Here is a 20,113-nt window from a genome sequence, read left to right on the forward strand (position 1 = left end):
CAGCCGCCGCCAACTACTCCATGCTTCCCCGGCCTTGAGTCGGGGTCATATTTAGTAGGTCCCGGCTCAAGGCCGGGACGGCGACTTACAAAGCGACTTTACTCAGCCTCTTTCTTCCGCAACCGGATCAGTCCTTCCTGGGCCGTTGAGGCGATCAGCCTGCCGTCCTGGGTGTAGAGCAGGCCGCGGTTCATGCCGCGGGAGCCGGAGGAGCTGGTGCTGTCCGTGGCGTAAAGGAGCCACTCATCCGCGCGGAACGGATGATGAAACCACATGGCGTGATCAAGGCTGGCGGCCTGGATTTTTGGACTGAAAACGGACGTGCCATGCGGGAACAAGGACGTGTCGAGCAATGTCATGTCGGAGGCATAGGCCAGAACACACTGGTGAATGCGCTCATCATCCGGCAAAGGGTCACTCGCGCGTACCCAGACATATTGCTGGGCCGGCAACGGTTTCTTGCTGAAATAGTGGGTCATGTCGACCGGGCGCATTTCAATCGGCCGTTCGCGCTCCCAGTAGCGTTTGACGTTCTCCGGGGCAAACGCCAGAAATTTTTCTTTCAATTCCTGTTCGCTCGGCAGGTCATCCGGTCCCGGCACATCCGGCATGTCAGCCTGGTACTCCAGCCCCTCTTCGCGCACCTGAAAGGAGGCGGACATGGAGAAAATCGCATGGCCGTGCTGAATGGCGACCACCCGGCGGGTGGTGAAGCTGCCGCCATCACGGATCCGGTCGACTTCATAAATGATCGGGACCGACGGATCGCCGGGCCGCAAAAAATACCCATGTAGGGAGTGAACATGGCGGTCTTCGACAACCGTGCGCGAGGCGGCAACCAGCGCCTGGCCAATCACCTGGCCGCCAAAAACACGCTGCCAGCCGACTTGGGGGCTGCGACCACGAAACAGATTGTGTTCCAGAGGTTCCAGGTCGAGAATGTGCAGAAGGTTGTCAATGGCCGTATTCATCGGCGCGGTTCCTGTTAAATAGAACAATGGGGACAGTGGCCGGGTGAGCCGCCGGTTTGATGAAGTCTTGGACGTGTGTTGACGTTAAAGTCAAGATGCCCCAACGGAAACGAGGGGCGAGGAGTTTAAAAGCAATGGCAAGACCCAAAAAGAGCGACGAGATGTTTGATGTCGTCATCGCAGGTGGCGGCTATGTCGGACTGTCGCTGGCGCTCGCGCTGAAGCAAGGGGATCCGGGCCTCAAATGCGCTGTTGTTGATCCAAAGCCGATGAACACGCTCGACAGGGATCCGCGCGCATCCGCCATTGCAGCGGCCGCGTCCCGAATGCTGACCCAGTTGGGTATTTGGGACAAAATCTCGGACAAAGGCCAACCGATCAACGAGATGATCGTTACCGACAGCAAACTGCGCGATGCAGTGCGTCCTGTTTTTCTGACCTTTGATGGCGAAGCGACCGACGGCGAACCATTCGCGACAATGATGCCCAACGGTGTCATGATGCCGGCGCTCTACAAAGCAGCGAAGGCGCTCGGAACAGTGTTTTTTGCGCCCAACAGTGCCGCGACGTTCCGGAACAACCCGGATCACGTGGACCTGGAACTCAACGACGGCAAGGTTCTGAAAACCCGCCTCTTGATCGCTGCCGATGGTGTCCGTTCCAAATTGCGGGATCTTGCAGGTATTCGTACGGTCAACTGGGACTACAAGCAGTCGGGCATTGTGACAACAATCAAGCACGAGCGTCCGCACAATGGCCGTGCTGAAGAACACTTTCTGCCTGCCGGACCCTTTGCCATTTTACCGCTGCCGGGAAACCGCTCGTCTCTTGTCTGGACGGAAAAGACGTCAGATGCCGACCGCTTGGTCCGCTCTGATGATTTCACCTTCGAGCTGGAGTTGGAACGCCGCTTTGGTCATCACCTTGGGACTTTGGAAGTTGACGGCCCGCGCCAGGCCTATCCGCTTGGTTTGAAGCTGGCACGGGAATTCGTAAAATCGCGGTTCGCCCTGATCGGTGATTCGGCCCACGGCATTCATCCCATCGCAGGTCAGGGGCTGAACCTTGGGTTCAAGGATGTGGCAGCGCTTGCGGAAGTCATCATTGATGCCCGCCGTCTTGGCCAGGACATTGGCGCATTTGACGTTCTGGAGCGGTATCAGCGGTGGCGCCGGTTTGACACATTCCAGATGGGTGTTGTGACGGATGTTCTTAACCGGTTGTTTTCAAACGATATCGATCTCCTCAGGGCTGCGCGTGACTTTGGCCTTGGGCTGGTCGACCGGATGCCCAGCCTGAAAAGCCAGTTCATCAAGGAGGCATCCGGCTTTGCCGGACCGGTGCCGAAATTGCTTTCTGGAGACCCGATCTGATAGGAGATGACGTCTCCGCTTGGTTTCCTGGGCAGCGCTTGCATGAACGATCAAAATTCCAGCTATCCGCAGCACCGGTCCATTTTGATGACTGGCTGCTCCTCCGGGATTGGCGAAACATCAGCTCGCCTTCTCCGCGGACGCAACTGGCGCGTCTTCGCAACCGCGCGCAAGCTGAAAGATGTTCAACGCCTGAAGGATGAGGGCTTTGAGTCCTTTCAGCTCGATTATGAAGACCCGGATTCGATCCGTGTGACGGCTGACGCCGTTCTGGAAGCCACAAACGGCGAACTGGATGCCATCTTCAACAATGGCGCCTACGCGATCCCGGGGGCTTTGGAGGATCTGCCGACCGATGGTCTCAGAGCCCTTTTCGAAGCCAATTTCATCGGCTGGCACGATTTGACGCGTCAGTTTATTCCCGCAATGCGCGCCCAGAAGTCCGGACGAATTGTGCAGTGTTCGTCCGTTCTCGGGTTTGTGGCGCTCAAGTATCGGGGCGCCTACACGGCCTCCAAGTTTGCACTCGAGGCTTACACCGACACCTTGCGGCAGGAGCTTGCGGGCACGGGAATCCATGTGTCGCTTATTGAGCCCGGGCCGATCGACACTAGGTTCACGCAGAACACAATCGCAAACTTTGACCGGTGGATTGGCGAAGAGGGGTCCAAGCAGTCCGTTCACCGCGAGACTTACGAAAAACGCCGGATCCGGATGGAAGCTGGAGAACCGGGTCCCTTCAAATTGCCGCCGAGCGCAGTCACCAAACCTCTGATCCACGCCATAGAGTCACATCGGCCGAAGGCGCGCTACCGTGTCACCATCCCGACCAAGGCGATGGCGATTGCAAAACGGCTCCTGCCAACACGCGTCTTGGACAGGTTCTGCATCTGGGCTGCGGACGGCGAAGAATAAAACCCGGATCCGGCTGGAAAACCTGATGCTGGACAACGCGGGAAACGACAAGGACGTACTTGATGGAACAAATCTACGATATTCTCATTTTTGTCGGCATGGCGGCCGTGGCGCTTGTGCTGTTTGCGGGGCTTTTGAACATGTTCCGCAATGGTCCAGCCAATCGCTCTCAAAAATTAATGCGCTGGCGGGTGGGATTGCAGTTCCTGGTGATTGTCCTTGTGATGGGTGGGCTCTACTTTTTCGGCAAAGGCTGACAAGCCAGCCGAAAACACGAACATTTCTGCGGGATGGGATTTTATGGTCGTACTGAACAAGATCTACACAAAAACCGGCGACAACGGCACGACCGCGCTGGGCTCCGGCGAACGGCGGCCAAAATACGATCTGAGGATCGACGCCTACGGCACCGTTGATGAAACCAATGCCATTGTCGGGATGGCCCGGTTGCATACCGCTAGCGTTGTTCCGGACATCGACGCCGTGCTGAACCGCATCCAGAATGATTTGTTTGATCTCGGTGCGGATCTTGCCACACCGGAAACCGATCAAGACCTGGGCTACGAGCCGCTCCGGATCACGGATGGTCAGGTGTCAGCAATTGAAGAAGCGATTGACACTTTGAATGCGGAGCTCTCGCCGCTGCGGTCTTTCGTTTTGCCAGGTGGCAGTGCGGCCTCTGCCCATTTGCATCTCGCAAGAACGGTTTCCCGCCGTGCTGAACGCTTGATGGTTGAACTGGCTGATCGTGAAACCATCAACCAAGCAGGCATACGGTACATGAACCGTCTGTCGGACTACTTCTTCGTCGCGTCCCGCTATCTGAACAACAAGGGCGAAGAAGACGTGTTATGGGTTCCGGGCAAAAACCGCTAATCGGCCCATAATTTCAGGACGCCAGCCATGTTTCTCCCGCTTCACGATTACAATCGGCTGAAACATGTGCCGCGGCCCTATGTCAATCTTTCGCTGATTGCCGCCAATGTCCTGGTTTTCCTGGTGGTGCAAGGCGGCGGCATATCTGAAGGGGCGAGTGCGTCGGTCTATTCCTACGGGCTTGTGCCAGCGGTCTTTTTCGACCTGCGTGATCTAGCCCCGCATCTTCAGGTCCTGCCTGAATGGTCCGGGATCGTGACATATGCCTTTTTGCATGGCGACTTCATGCATCTCTTGGGCAACATGCTGTTTCTTTGGGTGTTCGGCGACAATGTGGAAGATGCGGTCGGCCATATCGGTTACCTGGTCTTCTATCTCTTGTGTGCAGCTGCCGGTGGTTTTGCCTACGCAGCCCTTGATCCAGGTTCTGAAATCCCGTTGATCGGCGCATCGGGCGCCGTATCGGGTGTGGTGGCGGCTTATTTGATGCTGCACCCGCGCGTACGCATCTGGGTGCTCGCGTTCGGCCGTGTTCCGTTGAGGCTACGTGCGGTCTGGATCTTGGGAGCGTGGGTCATTTATCAGTTTGTCCAGATCGCGACATCGATCGACAGTCAAGTCGCCTGGATTGCCCATATCGGTGGTTTGGCAGCCGGCGCCGTCCTCATTTTGTTCATGAGGCGACGCGGAGTGGTGCTGTTTGACCGGGACCTCGCGTGACGGTGATTGTTTTAAACACGAGTACGAGAGCCTAAATCCTCACGCTGGATCTCAAGCAAGCAGCCATTTGCCGGATTTGTTGCGGCACGCCGTGCCGTTGTCTTGTCGCCTCGTTCCGGACGCGAGCAGGATATTTTCCCGATAGGCCCGACAATAAACGCCGCTTCGGGTTTTCCATGTGCGGACCGGGGTTACAGATCCGCTGGCGCCGGTTTCCTGGTTCCGCCAGGAGCTGGTTTTTCCCGACAAGGATTTTTCAAGAGCATTTTGGAACGTGGCTTCGGCCATCGTTTGATCGGACCGCGCAAGACCGCTGCCGGTACCAGGCCCGACAAGTGCCGAGGCTGTGCATCCGCTGATAGCTGTGACCAGTGTCAGGACCGGGAGTATACGTGCCGCCCTTATATCCACCCGAATTCGCAACGCTTAACCTCTCCCGCTATTGCCACCCCCGGTCGATCGCCTCTCTCTCCTCGCTGGCGGACAAAGGTTCGCCGCCAGGCGCGCTGTTTCCCTGGAACTGAGATCGACCTGGAACCAAACCCCTACTTTGGGAAGCGGGCGATTGTGCGGCAGGAGTTGGTGCAGGCGATTGCTCCGGCTGATTGTCGTCGTCATTGTCATCTGAAGGCGCCCGTCCACCCTCAGCAGCATCTGAGCCTCCGCGATTGCCGCCGTCGTTGTCATTGTCTCCGGAATCGCTCTGGGATTCGCTTTCAGTGTCATTTCCCCCTCGATCGCTGCCACCACGGTCACCACCGCCGCGTTCGCCGCCGCCTCTTTCGCTGCTGCCGCGACCGCCATCGCCATCACTGTCGCCGTCGTTGTCTGAATCGGAGCCGCCGCGCTCACCGCCGCCACGTTCGCTACCGCCTCTTTCACTACCACCGCGACCGCCATCACTGTCGTTGTCGCTGTCGTTATCTCCGTCGGAGCCACCCCGTTCACTGCCGCCTCGGCCACCGCCTCCGCGACCATTGCCGTCGTCGCCGCCCCGGTCACCCCTCTCGCTGCCACCGGGGCCTCCGCCACGGCCTTCACCGCCACCGCCGCCCCGGTCACCACCTCCGCGGCTGTCGGATTCCGCGACTGCGGCGATGGTCGTTTTCTGGTCAAACAAGGGGCTGAAGTAGACACAGGAAAAAACCAGCGCCGCGGCCACCACACCGGGCAGACGTCGGACCATCGCAGAGAGGCGGTCATGCAATGGCGTCTGGCGGGTGTGTTCCATGTAGTCGTTGTCTTTCAAGGCTTGCGCGCGCCTGACAATCTGAAGATTGTTTCGGCTTTCCCCTTTAGAACCCTCAAGTGGGTACATTCCTTCCTGCAATGTAGTCAAAAAATAGCCGGGATCAAAAGTCTAACTCCCGTGTTGTAAAGTTTGAGAGAGGCGTGGCGGAGAACTTCTTGGCCGATGAACCACTGAAAGCGGACATGATCCGTTTGATACCGAAACTGAGAAGTTTCGCGCTGCGGCTATGCCGGAATCCGGATCAGGCAGACGATCTGGTGCAAACAACGTGCGAGCGGGCCATTCGGTCGCTGGATCAGTTTGATCCTGCAACCCGTCTGGACAGCTGGATGTTTCGGATCCTGCAGAATCTTTATTTCAACATGCAGCGGGACACGGCCAACCGCGCAAGACTGTTTGAGAAAGCGATGTTCGATTATGACGACACGTTTGACGGCCAGCGGGCGGCAGTTTCCAGCCTGGAATTGCAACAGGTTCGCCGGTTTATCGAGCAGTTGGACGACGACAACAGAACGGTCTTGATGATGATCGCCATAGATGGACGCAGCTACAAGGATGTTGCCGAAGAGCTGCAGGTCCCGATCGGCACGGTCACGAGCCGGCTGGCCCGCGCACGGTTGAAATTGAGAGACTGGCTGGAAGCCAGAAAGTCGCCGGATGGCGCATCGCAATCGGCATCTACGGGGGTGGTGTCATGACGTTTGATGAAAAGAAAAGCCAAGTAGACTTGGCGCAGGATATTGGGCTGATCCTGGACAATGAAATGTCGCCCGAAGCGCGGGATGAATTGCTGATCCGTCTTCAGGCTGACGCCGATAGCGCACAAATGATGCAGCAAATGGCAGCAGATCAGGCGCTGCTTCAAGAGGTGCTGCCGCCGTCTGTTCCGGACGCCACCATGAAGCGGATTGAGAGCGTCATTGAACGCGAATTCGACCGCCGGGCGCCGAAAGCCGGATCTGACAGGCACTGGAGCCGCGCCATCGTATATCTGGCGGCCTCTCTTGTTTTGGTGGCCGGGACGTTTGCCGTCACGAATTTCTGGATGCAGTCCCGGATGGATCAGGTCGTTGCCTCGCTTGCGGTCCATATGGAGACGGAACGCCTTGTCCTTGCTCAGACCGTTCAGGAGGCCTTGGAAACAAAGGTCAGTGGAGAACCGGTCGCGATCGGACAGGATGGAGACTGGTCGGAAATCCTGACGCCAATCAAGACCTACAAGAGTAAGAGTGGGCATTGGTGCCGACAGTATTTGCGGGAAACCCGGTTTGGGAAACTGGACATGACCATTCGGGGCACGGCATGCCGTGATGAAAATGGTGTCTGGACCACGGTTTTTGCCGAGCCCGTGTCAGATAATTTCTCTCCACAAACCAACGGGATCTGATTTCTCCTATCACTTGCTGGGCGTTGATTGCCTGCGCCTGCTGCATTTTGCCGCGCTGCCGCAATGTCATGTTTGCGACGCAACTTTTGCAAAGCACGGCAAATTGCGCCTTTAGCCCTTTTGCTGTCATTGACAGGTGCCGCACAGGTCAGTACCGTCCCGCGCCATGCGCCACGGTTGGCTTGTTTCCGCCGTTTGTGACGAAGCGTTACAGGGCGGGCGCAAGCCCTTTAATGCGGTGCGGTGAAAGCCGGCCCAGCAAGAGGTTGAGACCAAATGAAAATCCTCGTACCCGTAAAACGGGTCATCGATTACAACGTGAAAGTTCGCGTAAAAGCGGACGGTTCTGGAGTGGATCTTGCCAACGTCAAGATGTCCATGAACCCGTTTGACGAAATCTCCGTGGAAGAAGCCCTGCGCTTGAAAGAAGCCGGCAAGGCGACTGAAGTTGTTGTTGTTTCCGTTGGTCCGCAGCAGGCGACCGAAACACTCCGCACCGGTCTTGCCATGGGCGCCGACCGCGGCATTCTGGTCAAAACGGACGAAACAACCGAGCCGCTGGCCGTTGCCAAGATCCTCAAGGGCATTGTTGAAGCTGAAGAGCCGGGCCTTGTGATTGTTGGCAAGCAGGCGATTGATGATGACTGCAACCAGACCGGCCAAATGCTTTCCGCCCTTCTTGGCTGGAGCCAAGGCACGTTTGCATCCAAGGTTGATCTTGGTGACAGCACCGTTGATGTGACCCGCGAAGTCGACGGCGGCCTTCAGACCGTCAAGTTGAAGCTGCCTGCGATCGTTACGACCGATCTGCGTCTTAACGAGCCGCGCTATGCATCGCTTCCGAACATCATGAAAGCGAAGAAAAAGCCGATCGACGAGAAGACCCCGGACGATTACGGCGTCGACATCACGCCGCGTCTGACGGTTGTCACCACGACTGAGCCGGCTGCTCGTGAAGCTGGTATCAAGGTTGGCTCCGTGAGCGAACTGGTCGAAAAACTCAAGAACGAAGCTGGTGTCCTTTAAGGACCGTCGCAGGAGGAAAGAAAATGACAACACTTCTTGTGGCTGAACACGCTGGTGGCGATCTGAACGATGCGACATCAAAGGCTATGTCCGCTGCCGCAGCTCTGGGCTCCGACGTCCATGTTCTGGTCGCCGGTAAAGGCGTTCAGGCTGTGGCTGAAGCTGCGGCGAAGCTCTCTGGCGCTGCCAAGGTTCTGGTTGCTGAAAGCGATGCACTCGAGCACCAGCTGGCAGAGCCGATGGCTGACCTGATTGTTGGCCTAGCCGGTGACTATGATGCGATCGTTGCTCCGGCAACCGCAAACGGCAAAAACACCTTGCCGCGCGTTGCAGCCCTGCTCGACGTCATGCAGATCTCAGACGTTACCGCAGTGATCGACGCTGAGACCTTCGAGCGTCCGATCTACGCAGGCAACGCGATCCAAACTGTCAAATCCGGCGATGCGAAAAAAGTCATCACCGTGCGGACATCCACGTTCGCAGCAGCTGAAGAAGGCGGTTCTGCCGCCATTGAAACCGTTGCTGGCACAGATGGCTCCGGCCTGTCCGAATTCGTTGGCGAGGAACTTTCCAAGTCCGACCGTCCGGAACTGACGTCCGCCAAGATCATCATCTCTGGTGGCCGCGCGCTGGGCTCCGAAGAAAAGTTCCAGGAAGTCATCATGCCGGTTGCCGACGCACTCGGTGCAGCGGTTGGTGCATCCCGTGCGGCTGTTGATGCCGGGTATGCCCCGAACGACTGGCAGGTCGGTCAGACCGGTAAGGTTGTCGCTCCGGATCTTTACATTGCCTGCGGCATTTCCGGTGCGATCCAGCACCTTGCCGGCATGAAGGATTCCAAGGTGATCGTTGCGATCAACAAGGACGAAGAAGCCCCGATCTTCCAGGTCGCGGATTATGGCCTGGTCGCTGACTTGTTTGACGTTCTGCCGGAATTGAAGGCGTCTGTCGAATAAGACCTGCGGCAAATTGATCACGGACCCCGGGGTGAATGTCAGTTTTCGCCCCGGGGTTCTTGCTGTTCGGCGAAAGACTTGCCAAAAATAACGGCAATAAGCCCAGTCGGGCATTTTATTCAGATCGGATATTCAGATGGCAGTCGAAATCAAGAAAATCGGCGTGATTGGCGCGGGTCAGATGGGCAGCGGGATCGCACATGTGTGTGCGCTGGCCGGCTACGAAGTGGGATTGAGCGATATTTCCATGGAGCGCATCGAATCCGGCCTGGCATCAATCAACGGCAATATGGCCCGTCAGGTATCCAAGTCGATCATCACTGAAGAAGAGCGCACGGGCGCTCTGGCCCGCCTGAAGCCTGCCGAGGATGTAGATCTTCTGAGCGATGCGGATCTGGTGATTGAATCGGCTGTCGAGAACGAGCAGGTCAAACGCAAGATTTTCTCCCAGCTCTGCCCGATCCTGAAGCCGGAAGCGATTCTCGCGACCAATACATCCTCGATATCCATCACGCGCCTGGCGGCGACAACCGACCGCCCGGAACGGTTCATCGGAATTCACTTCATGAATCCGGTGCCGATCATGGAACTGGTAGAACTTGTTCGCGGTATTGCGACCGAAGACGAGACGTTTGAAGCATCCAAGAAGTTCTGCGACCGGTTGGGCAAGCAGATCGCTGTTGCTGAAGACTTCCCGGCCTTTATGGTCAACCGTATCCTGTTGCCGATGATCAACGAGGCGATTTACACGCTTTATGAGGGCGTCGGCTCGGTTGAATCCATCGACAAGGCTATGAAACTTGGCGCCAACCATCCCATGGGCCCCCTGCAACTGGCGGATTTCATCGGTCTCGACACCTGCTTGTCGATCATGCAGGTGCTCTATGAAGGTCTTGCCGACACCAAGTACCGTCCGTGTCCGCTTCTCGTAAAGTATGTTGAAGCTGGCTGGCTTGGCCGCAAGACGCAGCGCGGTTTCTACGACTACCGCGGTGAGGTTCCGGTCCCGACACGCTAACTGGTTCCGTTGTCGTGAATCTCGCCCGCTATTGTCTGACCAACGCCAGTCCCGATCCGGACAAGGTCGCTTTGGAAGTCATCGGTACTGCGGGCGAGCGTCTGGAAACTCGGACTTACGCAGATCTGACGCGATCAATTCTTTCGGTTGCCAATGGCTTGAGGCTTGAGGGCTTTGAGCGTGGTGACCGCGTTCTCTTGCGCATCGGACACTCCAGTGACTTTCCGCTGCTCTTTTTCGGGTCTATTGCAGCTGGCCTGGTCCCGGTTCCGACCTCTGCGCTGCTCACGAGCACCGAAACGGATACAATTCTCTTTGACTCTGGTGCTGCAGTTGTTCTCCATGACGGCAAAACGGCCTTGCCGCAGGCCGGGACCGCGCGGGTCATTGGTCCCGAGCGGATCGCTCAGCTCAAACAATCTGATCCCGGAGAATTTGAAAATACCGCTGCTGATGACCCTGCGTTTCTGATCTACACGTCAGGCACCAGCGGAACTCCGAAAGGTGTCCTCCACGCGCAAAGGGCTGCTGCTGCCCGGGCGCCGATGTATCTCGGCTGGTATGGCATTCATACTGACGACCGCTTGCTCCACGCCGGTGCCTTCAACTGGACCTACACGCTCGGTGTCGGGCTGATGGATCCATGGGCCAATGGCGCGACGAGTGTCGTATATGACGGCCCGCGCGATCCTCAGATCTGGCCCGAAATTCTGACTGCGAGCAATGCGACTTTGTTTGCGGCGGTGCCTAGCCTTTATCGGCGGATCCTGAAGTATGGTGAGGTTTCAGAAGGATCTTTTCCAAACTTGCGTCATGGCCTTACAGCTGGAGAAGCTCTTCCTGCAGAGCTCTATCACGCGTGGAAGGCGCGCACCGGACGCGAGCTTTATGAAGCGCTGGGCATGAGCGAAATCTCTACATACCTCTCCAGCAGCCCAATCGTGCCCGTGAAGCCAGGTTCGCCAGGTCGGCCTCAGGCCGGCCGGAAGGTTGCGATCCTCGATGAAACTGTAGAAGGCGAGGAGTTTGCGAGGCCGGATACGGCCGGCCTTTTGGCGGTTCACCGTGACGAGCCTGGTTTGATGCTCGGGTACTGGAACCGGCCAGAAGAAACACAGGCCGCTTTCCGAGGCGATTGGTTCCTGACGGGTGACCGGGCGCGGGCGGATGCAGATGGCTACTACTGGTATGAGGGCCGGGCCGACGACCTCATGAATGCGTTTGGCTATCGCGTTGCGCCGGAGGAAGTGGAACGCACCCTGGTTGCGCATCCGGAAGTTTCTGAAGTTGCCGTGACAACGGTTTCCTCCGGGTCCGGGGTCGACTTGATCACTGCTTTTGTTGTTCCCGTGGACCCGGACAGTTTCGATGAAACTAATCTTGCTGCTTTTGCGGTCGACCGATTGGCGGACTACAAACGTCCAAAGGTTTACTGGATTATTTCAGAACTCCCGCGCACACCTTCGGGCAAAGTGCAGCGCAAGGCGCTTTCTAAAACTTAAACTCGGAAAAAATGCCTTAAGTTTTTGTTAACGTGTGTTTAAGGCGGCGCGGTTAGTGTTTGCCAATCACTAGGAGACCGAGATGGACAGCGTTGGGATCGCCAACACATTTGTAGCCATGACCCAGGCCCAGACCGGCCAGGCGCTTCAGGCTGAAATGATGAAGATGGCAGCCCAGCAAGATGCCAATCTCGTGGCGCTTCTCCAGCAGGGCGCTGAGAGCCTTCAGGCCGCCGCCCCGCCCCCGGGTCTTGGAACCCAGGTGGACGTCAGCGCCTGATCAGTTCTCCATTGCAGCCTTGTCCGCGCGTCAGCGGTCATTCTTTAACATTTTTGAAGAAACTCCCCATTCGGAACCGGAACCATGCCGGTTGCGGTTCTTGAGTTCCTTATCTCCCGACACGTGTCGGCTAGCACGGCTTCTGATAAATGCAAATCAAGTCAATCGCTTAGATCCGATAGCTAAAGTTTTAATCAATTTGTCTTGGCTTTAGTAGGCCTTCATAAGGCTTCATGCCAAGTAACTTATTGTATTTACTTTTATTTTCCTGACTTCGGCACAATATGAGCTGTCGTGTTTTACGTAACGAACGGTGCCATCATGCCAGAAGGAATTGGATATGGGGCGTCCCCGGCATTCCAGCCTTCGCTGGCGGTGCCGAGAGGCGACCAGCTTGCGCAGCAAGCACAACAAATCAACGCGCGGCAGTCTGCAGTCGTCGCAGAGACAGTGCAGCGGCAGGCGGATTTCAGTTCAAACCGGGCCGAAAGTCTTGCCCGGGTCGCTGAACAAATCGAGCAACGCGCGCAGACAGATGCCGGCCCAGGGGTCGGCGATGTTGTGGACATAACAGTTTAGAACGCAGAGCGTTCGCCCATACAACGCCAAAGGAGATCCGATATGGCGAGTGTATCAGACAGCACCTCTTCATCTGCAGCCTACAGCGCTGCCGCTGTCCGCAGTGAATTGGCAACCAACGCGGTTCGTGATCAGAACGAACAAGAGCGTCAGGTTGCGCAGCAGTTGGAAGAGTCACAGGCAACAGACGAGCAGGATCGGCGCGAACAGCGGCAAATCCCAGGCCTCGGCGAAGCTGTCGACATCACTGTTTAAAGAAACAGGCGGGATCCACACCCCGCCGATATGATCATTTGGTCAGACCGGTGGCGGATCACGCCTCCGGTTTTGTCATGGACGCATTGATCAAGGCCTTGGCCTCGCCGGAGGCCCATTCCGCCGGACCGTACATGGTTCCAACCTCGCAGCCGTCCGGGCTGATGAGGATTGTTGTTGGAAGCCCCGTGGCACGGGCGACTTTCCGCAAGTCTTTCAAAAGACCATTCTTGGCATCGTGGTAGTAGGCCAGGTTGCCGACCCCGATTTCTTCCAAAAACGCTTTTGGCTTTTCAGGACCGCCGCGGTCAAGATTGACCGCCACCACTTCAAAATCTGCGTTACCGAGCTCGGCCTGCAGCTCATCCAAGGCGGGCATTTCCTTACGGCACGGCGCACACCATGTGGCCCACAGGTTCATAAGCACCGTCCGGCCCTCGAAGTCCGCCATCGTGATGGGCTGGTCATCCGGACCCAGGAACGTCAGGTTGCTCAGGTCCAGCGGCTGACTGGCCGGAAGGAAGGCCGCGACCTCTCCTTTGGCATGCGGGGCCACCGCTTCTGCAGAAACAAGGGCGGCCGAACAGCTTTCGCCGCTGCCAATATTGCCATTTTGGCCGTTGATCACGTATAGAGCCGCTACAGCAGCCACTGCACCTGCGAGCCCAGCGGCATAGAGTTTCCGATTGGAGGACTTGGCAGGTTCGGTTGGCTTCGTCATTCGTTCACACCTCGCAAGGGGCGCCTTTCAAAGGACAGGACATGAGCAATCGCATGTGGGGAGGCCGGTTCGCTGAGGGACCGGACGCCATCATGGAGGAAATCAACGCCTCCATCGACTACGACAAGAAGCTATATAAGCAAGACATTGATGGCTCAAAAGCCCATGTGCGCATGCTCGCGGAAAAAGACATTGTGACGCGGGACGATGCCGACAAGATCGTTCAAGGTCTAGACACAATCCTGTCAGAGATCGAAAACGGCGCGTTCAAGTTTTCGCGGGGCTTGGAAGATATTCATATGAATATCGAAGCCCGTTTGGCGGAGCTGATTGGTCCGGCGGCCGGCCGTTTGCACACGGCACGCTCGCGCAACGACCAGGTTGCCACCGATTTCCGGCTTTGGGTCCGCGACACGCTTGACACGCTGGACGCTCAGCTGACGGAACTGATGCAGGTTTTGGCCGAAAAGGCCGAAATCCACGCTGGCGACGTCATGCCGGGGTTCACGCACTTGCAATCTGCTCAACCGGTCACTTTTGGTCATCATCTGCTGGCTTATGTCGAGATGTTCGCCAGGGATCGCGGCCGTGTCCGGGATGCGCGTAAGCGGATGAACGAATGCCCCCTCGGATCTGCAGCGCTTGCGGGAACGTCCTTTCCGATCGACCGGAAAATGACGGCCGAAGCGCTTGGTTTCGATCGTCCGACCGCAAACTCGCTTGATGCTGTTTCCGATCGGGACTTTGTCATTGAAGCGTTGGGTGCCGCGTCCCTCACAGCCATGCATCTGTCCCGGCTGGCGGAGGAAATCGTTGTTTGGTGCTCGGCTCAGTTCGGCTTTGTGAAGCTGTCTGACAAGTTCTCGACCGGCTCTTCGATCATGCCGCAGAAGAAGAACCCGGATGCCGCCGAACTGGTGCGCGCCAAGACCGGCCGGATCTATGGGTCATTGCAGGCGCTTCTCGTTATGATGAAGGGTCTTCCGTTGGCTTATTCCAAGGACATGCAGGAAGACAAGGAACAGGCTTTTGACGGGCTTGCCAGCATCTCCCTCGCTCTGGCGGCAATGACCGGCATGATGCGCGATCTGGAACCAGTCACGAAGGCCATGAAAAAGGCCGCCGGCTCCGGTTATTCCACGGCAACCGATCTGGCCGACTGGCTGGTGCGGGTTCTGGGCCTGCCGTTCCGGGACGCCCACCACGTGACCGGCGCAATTGTTGCGATTGCGGTCAGCAAAGGCATTGAATTGCATAAGGTTTCTCTGGAAGAGATGCAGGGTGTTGAACCGAAGATCACCCAAGAGGTCTTTTCGGTACTGTCGGTCGACAAGTCGGTCCGCAGTCGGGTGAGCTATGGCGGCACATCGCCGGTGAATGTGCGCAAACAGGCGCGCCGCTGGCTGAAAGAGCTGGCCAAGGGCTGAACCCTATCTCCGTTTGTCGCATGACAGCCAAGACTGGTCTTGCCCAATCGGGTCTGTCATGCGAGGAGAAAGCAACAGGAACTCTCCGCCAGAAGGGCTGTAATGGTGACCACGCGCCGCATGATGACTTTCGCGATGACAGGACTATGTCTTGGTCTGCTGCTCACCGGTTGCGGCCGAAAGGCGGCCTTGGACACGCCCACGGCCGCTGCACAGCCGAGCGCGGCGGAGGTTCAAGCCGAAACACAAGGCATTTATACGCCTGAACAACCGGCACCGACGGCGAGTTCCGGTGGCTTTATCCTCGATCCTCTGATCGGGAATTGACGGCCAACACTGGCACTAAGTGAACACAAATCTGCATGAGTAAAACCCTTGCATCATTTTGATTATAAAAGCGGTGCCCTGTTCGCAGAGGACGTGGCCATCGAGGAAATCGCCCGGGAAGTCGGAACGCCGTTCTACGTCTATTCGACGGCGACGCTAACCCGGCACTATGAGGTGTTTTCGTCAGCCTTTGCCGACATCCCGTCGCTCGTCTGCTATGCGATGAAAGCCAACTCCAACCAGGCGGTTCTGGCAACACTGGCCCAATTGGGCGCAGGAATGGACGTTGTATCGGAGGGTGAACTGCGCCGGGCGCGGGCAGCAGGTGTTCCGGCGAACAAGATCGTGTTCTCCGGCGTCGGCAAGACGGAAAACGAGCAGGCTTATGCGCTGACCGAGGACATCCTTTGTTTCAACGTGGAATCCGAGCCTGAACTGCATCAGCTTTCCCGCGTCGCGACCAAGATGGGCAAGACAGCCCGGGTCTCCATGCGCATCAACCCTGATGTGGATGCAAAGACCCACGCGAAGATTGCGACCGGCAAGGCGGAAAACAAATTCGGTATCCCGTGGCAGCGCGCCCGTGAGGTTTACGCAACCGCTGCAAGCCTGCCGGGCCTGAAGGTCACCGGCATCGACATGCACATCGGTTCGCAGATCACCGAGCTTGAGCCATTTGACAGCGCTTTTGCGCGTTTGGGCGAGTTGATCACGGATCTGCGTGGCCAGGGCCATGCCATCGACCATGTCGATCTTGGTGGCGGATTGGGCATTCCATATGTCACCGACAACGACCCGCCACCGCATCCGGATGCCTATGCGGAAGTCGTGAAGAAGCATGTTCGCGAACTTGACTGCAAGGTGATGTTTGAGCCGGGCCGCATGATTGCGGGCAATGCCGGGATCCTTGTCACGGAGGTCATCTATGTGAAGGAAGGTGCCGACAAGAACTTCATTATTGTCGATGCGGGCATGAATGACCTGATCCGGCCGACCCTTTACGAAGCCTATCACGAGGTCCGCCCGGTTTCAGAGCCGGATGTAAATGCTGAACGATTCACGGCAGATGTTGTCGGTCCGGTCTGTGAAACCGGTGATTTTTTGGCCCAGAACCGGGATATGCCCAAGGTAAATGCCGGTGACATGCTGGCTGTTTATTCTGCAGGGGCTTACGGATCGGTGCAGTCGAGCACATACAATTCACGCCTTTTGGTACCGGAAGTGCTCGTAAACGCTGATCAATTCGCGGTTATCCGTCCGCGACCGAGCTACGAAGAACTGCTCGACCTCGACAAAATTCCCGATTGGCTCAAGACTTCTTGACATAATTCTCCGGCAATTAGTTGTTTCAGCAACTTGCCGGAGCGCCCCTGATGCCTCACTCTTATAAGGGTGGACAAAAGCTAGGAGCAGCAGGACGCTATCCGGCGGCCTTGCTTCTGTGAGCATCTGGAGGTGCCTTTGCACACCAATGACGACAAGCCGGATCCGATCCGGAACGAGTCCGTGGAACATGCCGGTTGGCCTGCCCTGATCCGGTCACGGCTGAACCGTCTTGTTCGGCACAGCACATGGGCGCTGTTTGCCGAGCGTTGCTGGCGCGCTCTGTTCCCTCTTTTGATCGTCGTTGTTTTGTTTGTCGGTGTCTCTTGGCTTGGGCTATGGCTGGTCCTGCCGGTCTGGATGGGGCCAATTGGTGTTGTCCTGTTCTTAGGGGCCGCCATTTGGGTGTCTCGTGATCTGTTCAAGATCTCCTGGCCGACCCGCGGCGAAGCTTTGACCCGGGTTGAACAATCCTCTGACTATGGTCACCGACCGCTGACCACGCTTGAGGATGAACTGTCAGTCGGTGCCGGCGATCGCCAGAGTGAAGCGATCTGGATGCTGCATTAGCGGCGCACGGCACAGGCACTGGCCGACATCCGCTCCAAAGGGCCGCAGCCCAAAGCCTACCGCCGTGACCCTCTCGCCATTCGCGTTGTCGCGGTGTGTCTTGTTCTGATCGGCTTTTTTGCAGCCGGGCCGCAATTGAATGAGCGCTTGGGGTCTGCGTTCCGCAATCCGTTTACGACCGTTGAACCGCCCAGCCGCCTGGATGCCTGGGTGACGCCGCCGCTCTATACCAGCGAGCCACCAATCTATCTGACTGGTGAAAGCGCGCAGTTGAGAGATCCGGGCGCCCCTATCTCGGTCCCGGAAGGTTCTGTTCTCGTTGTTCGCACACAAGGTGCGAAAGAGCTTGTGATGACCTTTTCGGAAGGGGCTGAGGGGGAACCTGAAGTCATTGATCCCGCAACGGATGGGCCTCAGTCGAGCGCGGAGGCGGGGATGCTGCTTCCAGAAGAACGCCGGTTGACGCTTGAGGCGACCGGTATTGTCGATCTGAAGTCTGGTAACGATCCATTCCTCACATTTGTCTTTGCCGTCCGCCCGGATGATGCTCCGGTCATCCGCCTGACGGACGACCCGGAAGAGCAGTTGAGCGGGGCGCTGAAGTTTTCTTATCTCGTCAATGACGACTACGGCGTCGTTTCGGCCGAAGCCCGTATTACGCCGTTGCCGGATCCCAACCGGGCTGACGGTCATGTGCCGCGCCCGTTGGTGGATGCCCCTATTTTTCCGCTTTCCCTGCCTCCGCAGGCTGGGACCGCGAAAACAGGCGAAACAATCCGGGATCTGACATCTCACCCCTGGGCCGGGTCTGAAGTGGATTTGAACCTTCTGGCGCGTGATCAGGCTGGACAAGAAGGCATCTCACCACACTACCGGATCACGTTGCCGCAACGCCGGTTCAGCAAACCGCTTGCACGTGCAGTTGTGGAACAGCGGCGCAATCTGGCTCTGGATGCGCAAAACCATCCGACGGTAATCACGTCGTTTGACGCCTTGATGCTGGCCCCGGATGTCTTCGACGTCCAGGCGCGCACTTATCTCGGAATGGACTTCGCCTATCGCCAATTGATCAAGGCGAATACGGACGAAGAGCTCAAAGCGCTTCTGCCGTTGTTGTGGGATCTGGCGCTGTCCATCGAGGACGGCGATCTTTCGATGGCAGAGCGGAAGCTGCGCGAGGCACAGGAGGCGTTACGCAAGGCGTTGGAAGAAGGGGCGAGTGACGAGGAAATCGCGCGGCTTACCCAGGAACTACGTCAGGCGCTGAGCGAGTATATGCAAGCGCTCGCCGAACAGATGCAGCGCAATCCGCAGGCCATGCAGCCCTTCAACGGTGACCAGCAATCCCTCAGCCAGCAGGACTTGAGCGAGATGCTGGACCGCATTGAAGAACTCGCCCGCACCGGGTCACGGGATGCTGCCCGTGAACTTTTGGCTCAAATGCAGCAAATGCTGGAAAATCTGCAGGCCGGTCGGCCGCAGATGATGCCAAATAACATGTCCAGCGAAATGATGGAGATGCTCAATGAGCTTGGCGAGATGATCCAACGCCAGCAGCAGCTCATGGATGACACCCATCAGTTCAATCAAGACCAGCAGCAACAGCGTCAGGGTGAGCGCCAGCCCGGTCAGCAAGGTCAGCAACAACAAGGGCAGCAGCAACAGCTCACGCAAGAGCAACTACAGCAGATGCTGGATCAGCTTCAGCAGGGCCAGGGCGAATTGGCTCAAAAGCTCCAGGAACTCATGGAGCAGATGAACCAGAATGGCATGGGTCAGAACCAGGCGCTCGGTGAGGCGGGTGAATCCATGGGACAAGCCCAGGAGTCGCTCGGCGAAGGTCAGGGACAACAAGCGCTCGGTCAGCAGGGTGATGCGCTGGATGCTTTGCGGCGCGGCGCGCAAGGCATGACGGAACAAATGATGGGCCAGGGCGAAGGGGCTGGAAATCCAAGCGGACCGTCGCCGATGGACGAAGATCCGCTCGGCCGTCCGCGCCGAACCGAGGGTCCTGACTTCAATAACCGTGTTCAGATCCCTGACGAGATTGATGTTCAGCGGGCCCGGCGGATTCTCGAAGAACTGCGCCGCCGGTTCTCAGATCCGTCCCGCCCGCAGCTTGAGCTGGATTATCTTGAGCGTCTGCTGAAACGGTACTGACATGAGTTCGGTATAAAATAAGGCACAAAAAACCCCGCTCCTGGCGGGGTTTTTTATTCGATCATTGCTGTAAACGTTTAGGCGTAACGGCGGTTCGCCTGTGGCTGCACACCTGAGATTGCACCACGAACCGCAGCGCGAATATCTGCAAGAGAAAACGGCTTTGTGACCACGTCATGCACGAGAGCATCGAGCCCGCTGGCGCGCTCCCGCTGGTCTGCAAAGCCTGTCATCAGGAGAATTGGAAGGTTTGGGTAGTCTCGCGCAGTGTGAAGCGCCAATGCGATCCCGTCCATCACAGGCATTTTGATGTCGGAAAGGAGCAGGTCGTAGCTGCCCTTTTCTCTGGTCAGGATCTCCACGGCTTCGCCGCCGTCCTCTGCCGGGTCCACAGTGTGGCCGTCGAGTTCCAGCGCTCTTTTCACGAAGCTGCGCACTGCTTCATCATCTTCTGTAAGAAGAATGCGAGCCATGC

Annotated in this window: 22 protein-coding genes and 1 pseudogene; 18 read left to right on the top strand and 5 right to left on the bottom strand. The window is 57.4% G+C overall.

Translation table 11 applies throughout. From position 1 onward, the window contains the following. Positions 1-98: 98 nt before the first annotated feature. Positions 99-971: an acyl-CoA thioesterase II gene (tesB, locus tag AC0J4F_RS05275; RefSeq protein ID WP_473025621.1), complete on the bottom strand. Its 873-nt coding sequence runs from the start codon at positions 969-971 to the stop codon at positions 99-101. A gap of 134 nt (positions 972-1,105) precedes the next feature. Between tesB and AC0J4F_RS05280 the strand changes: the two genes are divergently transcribed. From AC0J4F_RS05280 to AC0J4F_RS05300, 5 genes are all read left to right on the top strand, one after another. Continuing rightward, positions 1,106-2,344: a ubiquinone biosynthesis hydroxylase gene (locus AC0J4F_RS05280; protein ID WP_473025622.1), complete on the top strand. Its 1,239-nt coding sequence runs from the start codon at positions 1,106-1,108 to the stop codon at positions 2,342-2,344. Between the two features lie 42 nt (positions 2,345-2,386). Then, positions 2,387-3,259, top strand: a complete 873-nt coding sequence (locus tag AC0J4F_RS05285; RefSeq protein WP_166672851.1) for an SDR family oxidoreductase — start codon at positions 2,387-2,389, stop codon at positions 3,257-3,259. A 62-nt stretch (positions 3,260-3,321) separates the two neighbouring features. After that, entirely contained in the window at positions 3,322-3,516 is a 195-nt protein-coding gene (locus AC0J4F_RS05290; protein WP_008191614.1) for a twin transmembrane helix small protein, read from the top strand. A 43-nt stretch (positions 3,517-3,559) separates the two neighbouring features. After that, positions 3,560-4,135, top strand: a complete 576-nt coding sequence (locus AC0J4F_RS05295) for a cob(I)yrinic acid a,c-diamide adenosyltransferase (protein WP_133952766.1) — start codon at positions 3,560-3,562, stop codon at positions 4,133-4,135. Positions 4,136-4,162: 27 nt separating this feature from the next. Continuing rightward, the gene (locus AC0J4F_RS05300; protein WP_133952767.1) at positions 4,163-4,855 is read left to right on the top strand and encodes a rhomboid family intramembrane serine protease; all 693 of its coding nucleotides are present in this window, start codon (positions 4,163-4,165) and stop codon (positions 4,853-4,855) included. Between the two features lie 51 nt (positions 4,856-4,906). Here AC0J4F_RS05300 and AC0J4F_RS05305 read toward each other — a convergent pair whose 3' ends face one another. Both AC0J4F_RS05305 and AC0J4F_RS05310 read right to left on the bottom strand, forming a co-directional pair. Then, positions 4,907-5,143, bottom strand: a complete 237-nt coding sequence (locus AC0J4F_RS05305; protein ID WP_473026407.1) for an RT0821/Lpp0805 family surface protein — start codon at positions 5,141-5,143, stop codon at positions 4,907-4,909. Between the two features lie 151 nt (positions 5,144-5,294). Then, positions 5,295-6,173 carry a hypothetical protein gene (locus AC0J4F_RS05310; protein ID WP_473025624.1) on the bottom strand — a complete coding sequence of 293 codons (879 nt, stop codon included), beginning with the start codon at positions 6,171-6,173 and terminating at the stop codon, positions 5,295-5,297. A gap of 89 nt (positions 6,174-6,262) precedes the next feature. Between AC0J4F_RS05310 and AC0J4F_RS05315 the strand changes: the two genes are divergently transcribed. The 9 genes from AC0J4F_RS05315 (at position 6,263) to AC0J4F_RS05355 (ending at position 13,110) form a co-directional block, all read left to right on the top strand. After that, complete coding sequence (locus tag AC0J4F_RS05315; protein WP_209002679.1) at positions 6,263-6,805, top strand: RNA polymerase sigma factor; 543 nt, start codon at positions 6,263-6,265, stop codon at positions 6,803-6,805. After that, the gene (locus tag AC0J4F_RS05320; RefSeq protein ID WP_473025625.1) at positions 6,802-7,494 is read left to right on the top strand and encodes a hypothetical protein; all 693 of its coding nucleotides are present in this window, start codon (positions 6,802-6,804) and stop codon (positions 7,492-7,494) included. The genes AC0J4F_RS05315 and AC0J4F_RS05320 overlap by 4 nt, the downstream gene beginning before the upstream one ends. Before the next feature lie 276 nt (positions 7,495-7,770). After that, positions 7,771-8,520, top strand: a complete 750-nt coding sequence (locus tag AC0J4F_RS05325; protein WP_473025626.1) for an electron transfer flavoprotein subunit beta/FixA family protein — start codon at positions 7,771-7,773, stop codon at positions 8,518-8,520. Positions 8,521-8,543: 23 nt separating this feature from the next. Further along, the gene (locus AC0J4F_RS05330) at positions 8,544-9,476 is read left to right on the top strand and encodes an electron transfer flavoprotein subunit alpha/FixB family protein (protein ID WP_473025627.1); all 933 of its coding nucleotides are present in this window, start codon (positions 8,544-8,546) and stop codon (positions 9,474-9,476) included. Between the two features lie 136 nt (positions 9,477-9,612). Continuing rightward, positions 9,613-10,494 (top strand): 3-hydroxybutyryl-CoA dehydrogenase, encoded by an 882-nt coding sequence (locus AC0J4F_RS05335; RefSeq protein ID WP_133952773.1) that lies wholly within the window; start codon positions 9,613-9,615, stop codon positions 10,492-10,494. 14 nt (positions 10,495-10,508) lie between these two features. Next, positions 10,509-11,996, top strand: coding sequence for an acyl-CoA synthetase (locus AC0J4F_RS05340; protein WP_473025628.1), 1,488 nt, complete (start codon positions 10,509-10,511; stop codon positions 11,994-11,996). An 82-nt stretch (positions 11,997-12,078) separates the two neighbouring features. After that, a complete protein-coding gene (locus AC0J4F_RS05345; RefSeq protein WP_055673057.1) occupies positions 12,079-12,276 on the top strand; it encodes a putative motility protein in 198 nt (65 codons plus the stop codon). 321 nt (positions 12,277-12,597) lie between these two features. Further along, positions 12,598-12,855 (top strand): hypothetical protein, encoded by a 258-nt coding sequence (locus tag AC0J4F_RS05350; RefSeq protein ID WP_133952775.1) that lies wholly within the window; start codon positions 12,598-12,600, stop codon positions 12,853-12,855. Positions 12,856-12,897: 42 nt separating this feature from the next. After that, entirely contained in the window at positions 12,898-13,110 is a 213-nt protein-coding gene (locus tag AC0J4F_RS05355; protein ID WP_008196545.1) for a hypothetical protein, read from the top strand. A gap of 58 nt (positions 13,111-13,168) precedes the next feature. Here the strand turns inward: AC0J4F_RS05355 and tlpA are convergent, their stop codons facing one another. Then, positions 13,169-13,831, bottom strand: a complete 663-nt coding sequence (gene tlpA / locus AC0J4F_RS05360) for a thiol:disulfide interchange protein TlpA (protein ID WP_133952776.1) — start codon at positions 13,829-13,831, stop codon at positions 13,169-13,171. 41 nt (positions 13,832-13,872) lie between these two features. Here tlpA and argH point away from each other — a divergent pair, with 41 nt between their 5' ends. The 4 genes and pseudogenes from argH to AC0J4F_RS05380 all read left to right on the top strand — a co-directional run bounded on the left by argH (position 13,873) and on the right by AC0J4F_RS05380 (position 19,638). Next, the gene (argH, locus tag AC0J4F_RS05365) at positions 13,873-15,258 is read left to right on the top strand and encodes an argininosuccinate lyase (protein ID WP_008190438.1); all 1,386 of its coding nucleotides are present in this window, start codon (positions 13,873-13,875) and stop codon (positions 15,256-15,258) included. Between the two features lie 102 nt (positions 15,259-15,360). After that, positions 15,361-15,585 (top strand): hypothetical protein, encoded by a 225-nt coding sequence (locus AC0J4F_RS05370; RefSeq protein WP_008193782.1) that lies wholly within the window; start codon positions 15,361-15,363, stop codon positions 15,583-15,585. Positions 15,586-15,633: 48 nt separating this feature from the next. After that, positions 15,634-16,908, top strand: coding sequence for a diaminopimelate decarboxylase (gene lysA / locus AC0J4F_RS05375; RefSeq protein WP_133952777.1), 1,275 nt, complete (start codon positions 15,634-15,636; stop codon positions 16,906-16,908). 183 nt (positions 16,909-17,091) lie between these two features. Beyond that, positions 17,092-19,638: pseudogene (locus AC0J4F_RS05380) on the top strand (TIGR02302 family protein). A gap of 77 nt (positions 19,639-19,715) precedes the next feature. On the opposite strand, the gene AC0J4F_RS05385 reads toward AC0J4F_RS05380, so the two are convergent. Continuing rightward, the gene (locus AC0J4F_RS05385; RefSeq protein WP_008196491.1) at positions 19,716-20,111 is read right to left on the bottom strand and encodes a response regulator; all 396 of its coding nucleotides are present in this window, start codon (positions 20,109-20,111) and stop codon (positions 19,716-19,718) included. Between the last annotated feature and the right edge of the window lie 2 nt (positions 20,112-20,113).

It is taken from the genome of Roseibium sp. R5, from assembly GCF_055755305.1.

What these genes read in the sequence shown, in the direction of transcription:
- AC0J4F_RS05280 (WP_473025622.1), top strand. Translation starts at nt 1,106, where the DNA reads ATGGCAAGACCCAAAAAGAGCGACGAGATGTTTGATGTCGTCATCGCA.
- AC0J4F_RS05320 (WP_473025625.1), top strand. Translation starts at nt 6,802, where the DNA reads ATGACGTTTGATGAAAAGAAAAGCCAAGTAGACTTGGCGCAGGATATT.
- AC0J4F_RS05350 (WP_133952775.1), top strand. Translation starts at nt 12,598, where the DNA reads ATGCCAGAAGGAATTGGATATGGGGCGTCCCCGGCATTCCAGCCTTCG.
- AC0J4F_RS05335 (WP_133952773.1), top strand. Translation starts at nt 9,613, where the DNA reads ATGGCAGTCGAAATCAAGAAAATCGGCGTGATTGGCGCGGGTCAGATG.
- AC0J4F_RS05370 (WP_008193782.1), top strand. Translation starts at nt 15,361, where the DNA reads ATGGTGACCACGCGCCGCATGATGACTTTCGCGATGACAGGACTATGT.
- AC0J4F_RS05355 (WP_008196545.1), top strand. Translation starts at nt 12,898, where the DNA reads ATGGCGAGTGTATCAGACAGCACCTCTTCATCTGCAGCCTACAGCGCT.
- AC0J4F_RS05385 (WP_008196491.1), bottom strand. Translation starts at nt 20,111, where the DNA reads ATGGCTCGCATTCTTCTTACAGAAGATGATGAAGCAGTGCGCAGCTTC.
- AC0J4F_RS05305 (WP_473026407.1), bottom strand. Translation starts at nt 5,143, where the DNA reads ATGGCCGAAGCCACGTTCCAAAATGCTCTTGAAAAATCCTTGTCGGGA.
- argH (WP_008190438.1), top strand. Translation starts at nt 13,873, where the DNA reads ATGAGCAATCGCATGTGGGGAGGCCGGTTCGCTGAGGGACCGGACGCC.
- AC0J4F_RS05330 (WP_473025627.1), top strand. Translation starts at nt 8,544, where the DNA reads ATGACAACACTTCTTGTGGCTGAACACGCTGGTGGCGATCTGAACGAT.
- AC0J4F_RS05290 (WP_008191614.1), top strand. Translation starts at nt 3,322, where the DNA reads ATGGAACAAATCTACGATATTCTCATTTTTGTCGGCATGGCGGCCGTG.
- AC0J4F_RS05325 (WP_473025626.1), top strand. Translation starts at nt 7,771, where the DNA reads ATGAAAATCCTCGTACCCGTAAAACGGGTCATCGATTACAACGTGAAA.
- AC0J4F_RS05285 (WP_166672851.1), top strand. Translation starts at nt 2,387, where the DNA reads ATGAACGATCAAAATTCCAGCTATCCGCAGCACCGGTCCATTTTGATG.
- AC0J4F_RS05295 (WP_133952766.1), top strand. Translation starts at nt 3,560, where the DNA reads ATGGTCGTACTGAACAAGATCTACACAAAAACCGGCGACAACGGCACG.
- tlpA (WP_133952776.1), bottom strand. Translation starts at nt 13,831, where the DNA reads ATGACGAAGCCAACCGAACCTGCCAAGTCCTCCAATCGGAAACTCTAT.
- AC0J4F_RS05300 (WP_133952767.1), top strand. Translation starts at nt 4,163, where the DNA reads ATGTTTCTCCCGCTTCACGATTACAATCGGCTGAAACATGTGCCGCGG.
- AC0J4F_RS05345 (WP_055673057.1), top strand. Translation starts at nt 12,079, where the DNA reads ATGGACAGCGTTGGGATCGCCAACACATTTGTAGCCATGACCCAGGCC.
- AC0J4F_RS05310 (WP_473025624.1), bottom strand. Translation starts at nt 6,173, where the DNA reads ATGTACCCACTTGAGGGTTCTAAAGGGGAAAGCCGAAACAATCTTCAG.
- tesB (WP_473025621.1), bottom strand. Translation starts at nt 971, where the DNA reads ATGAATACGGCCATTGACAACCTTCTGCACATTCTCGACCTGGAACCT.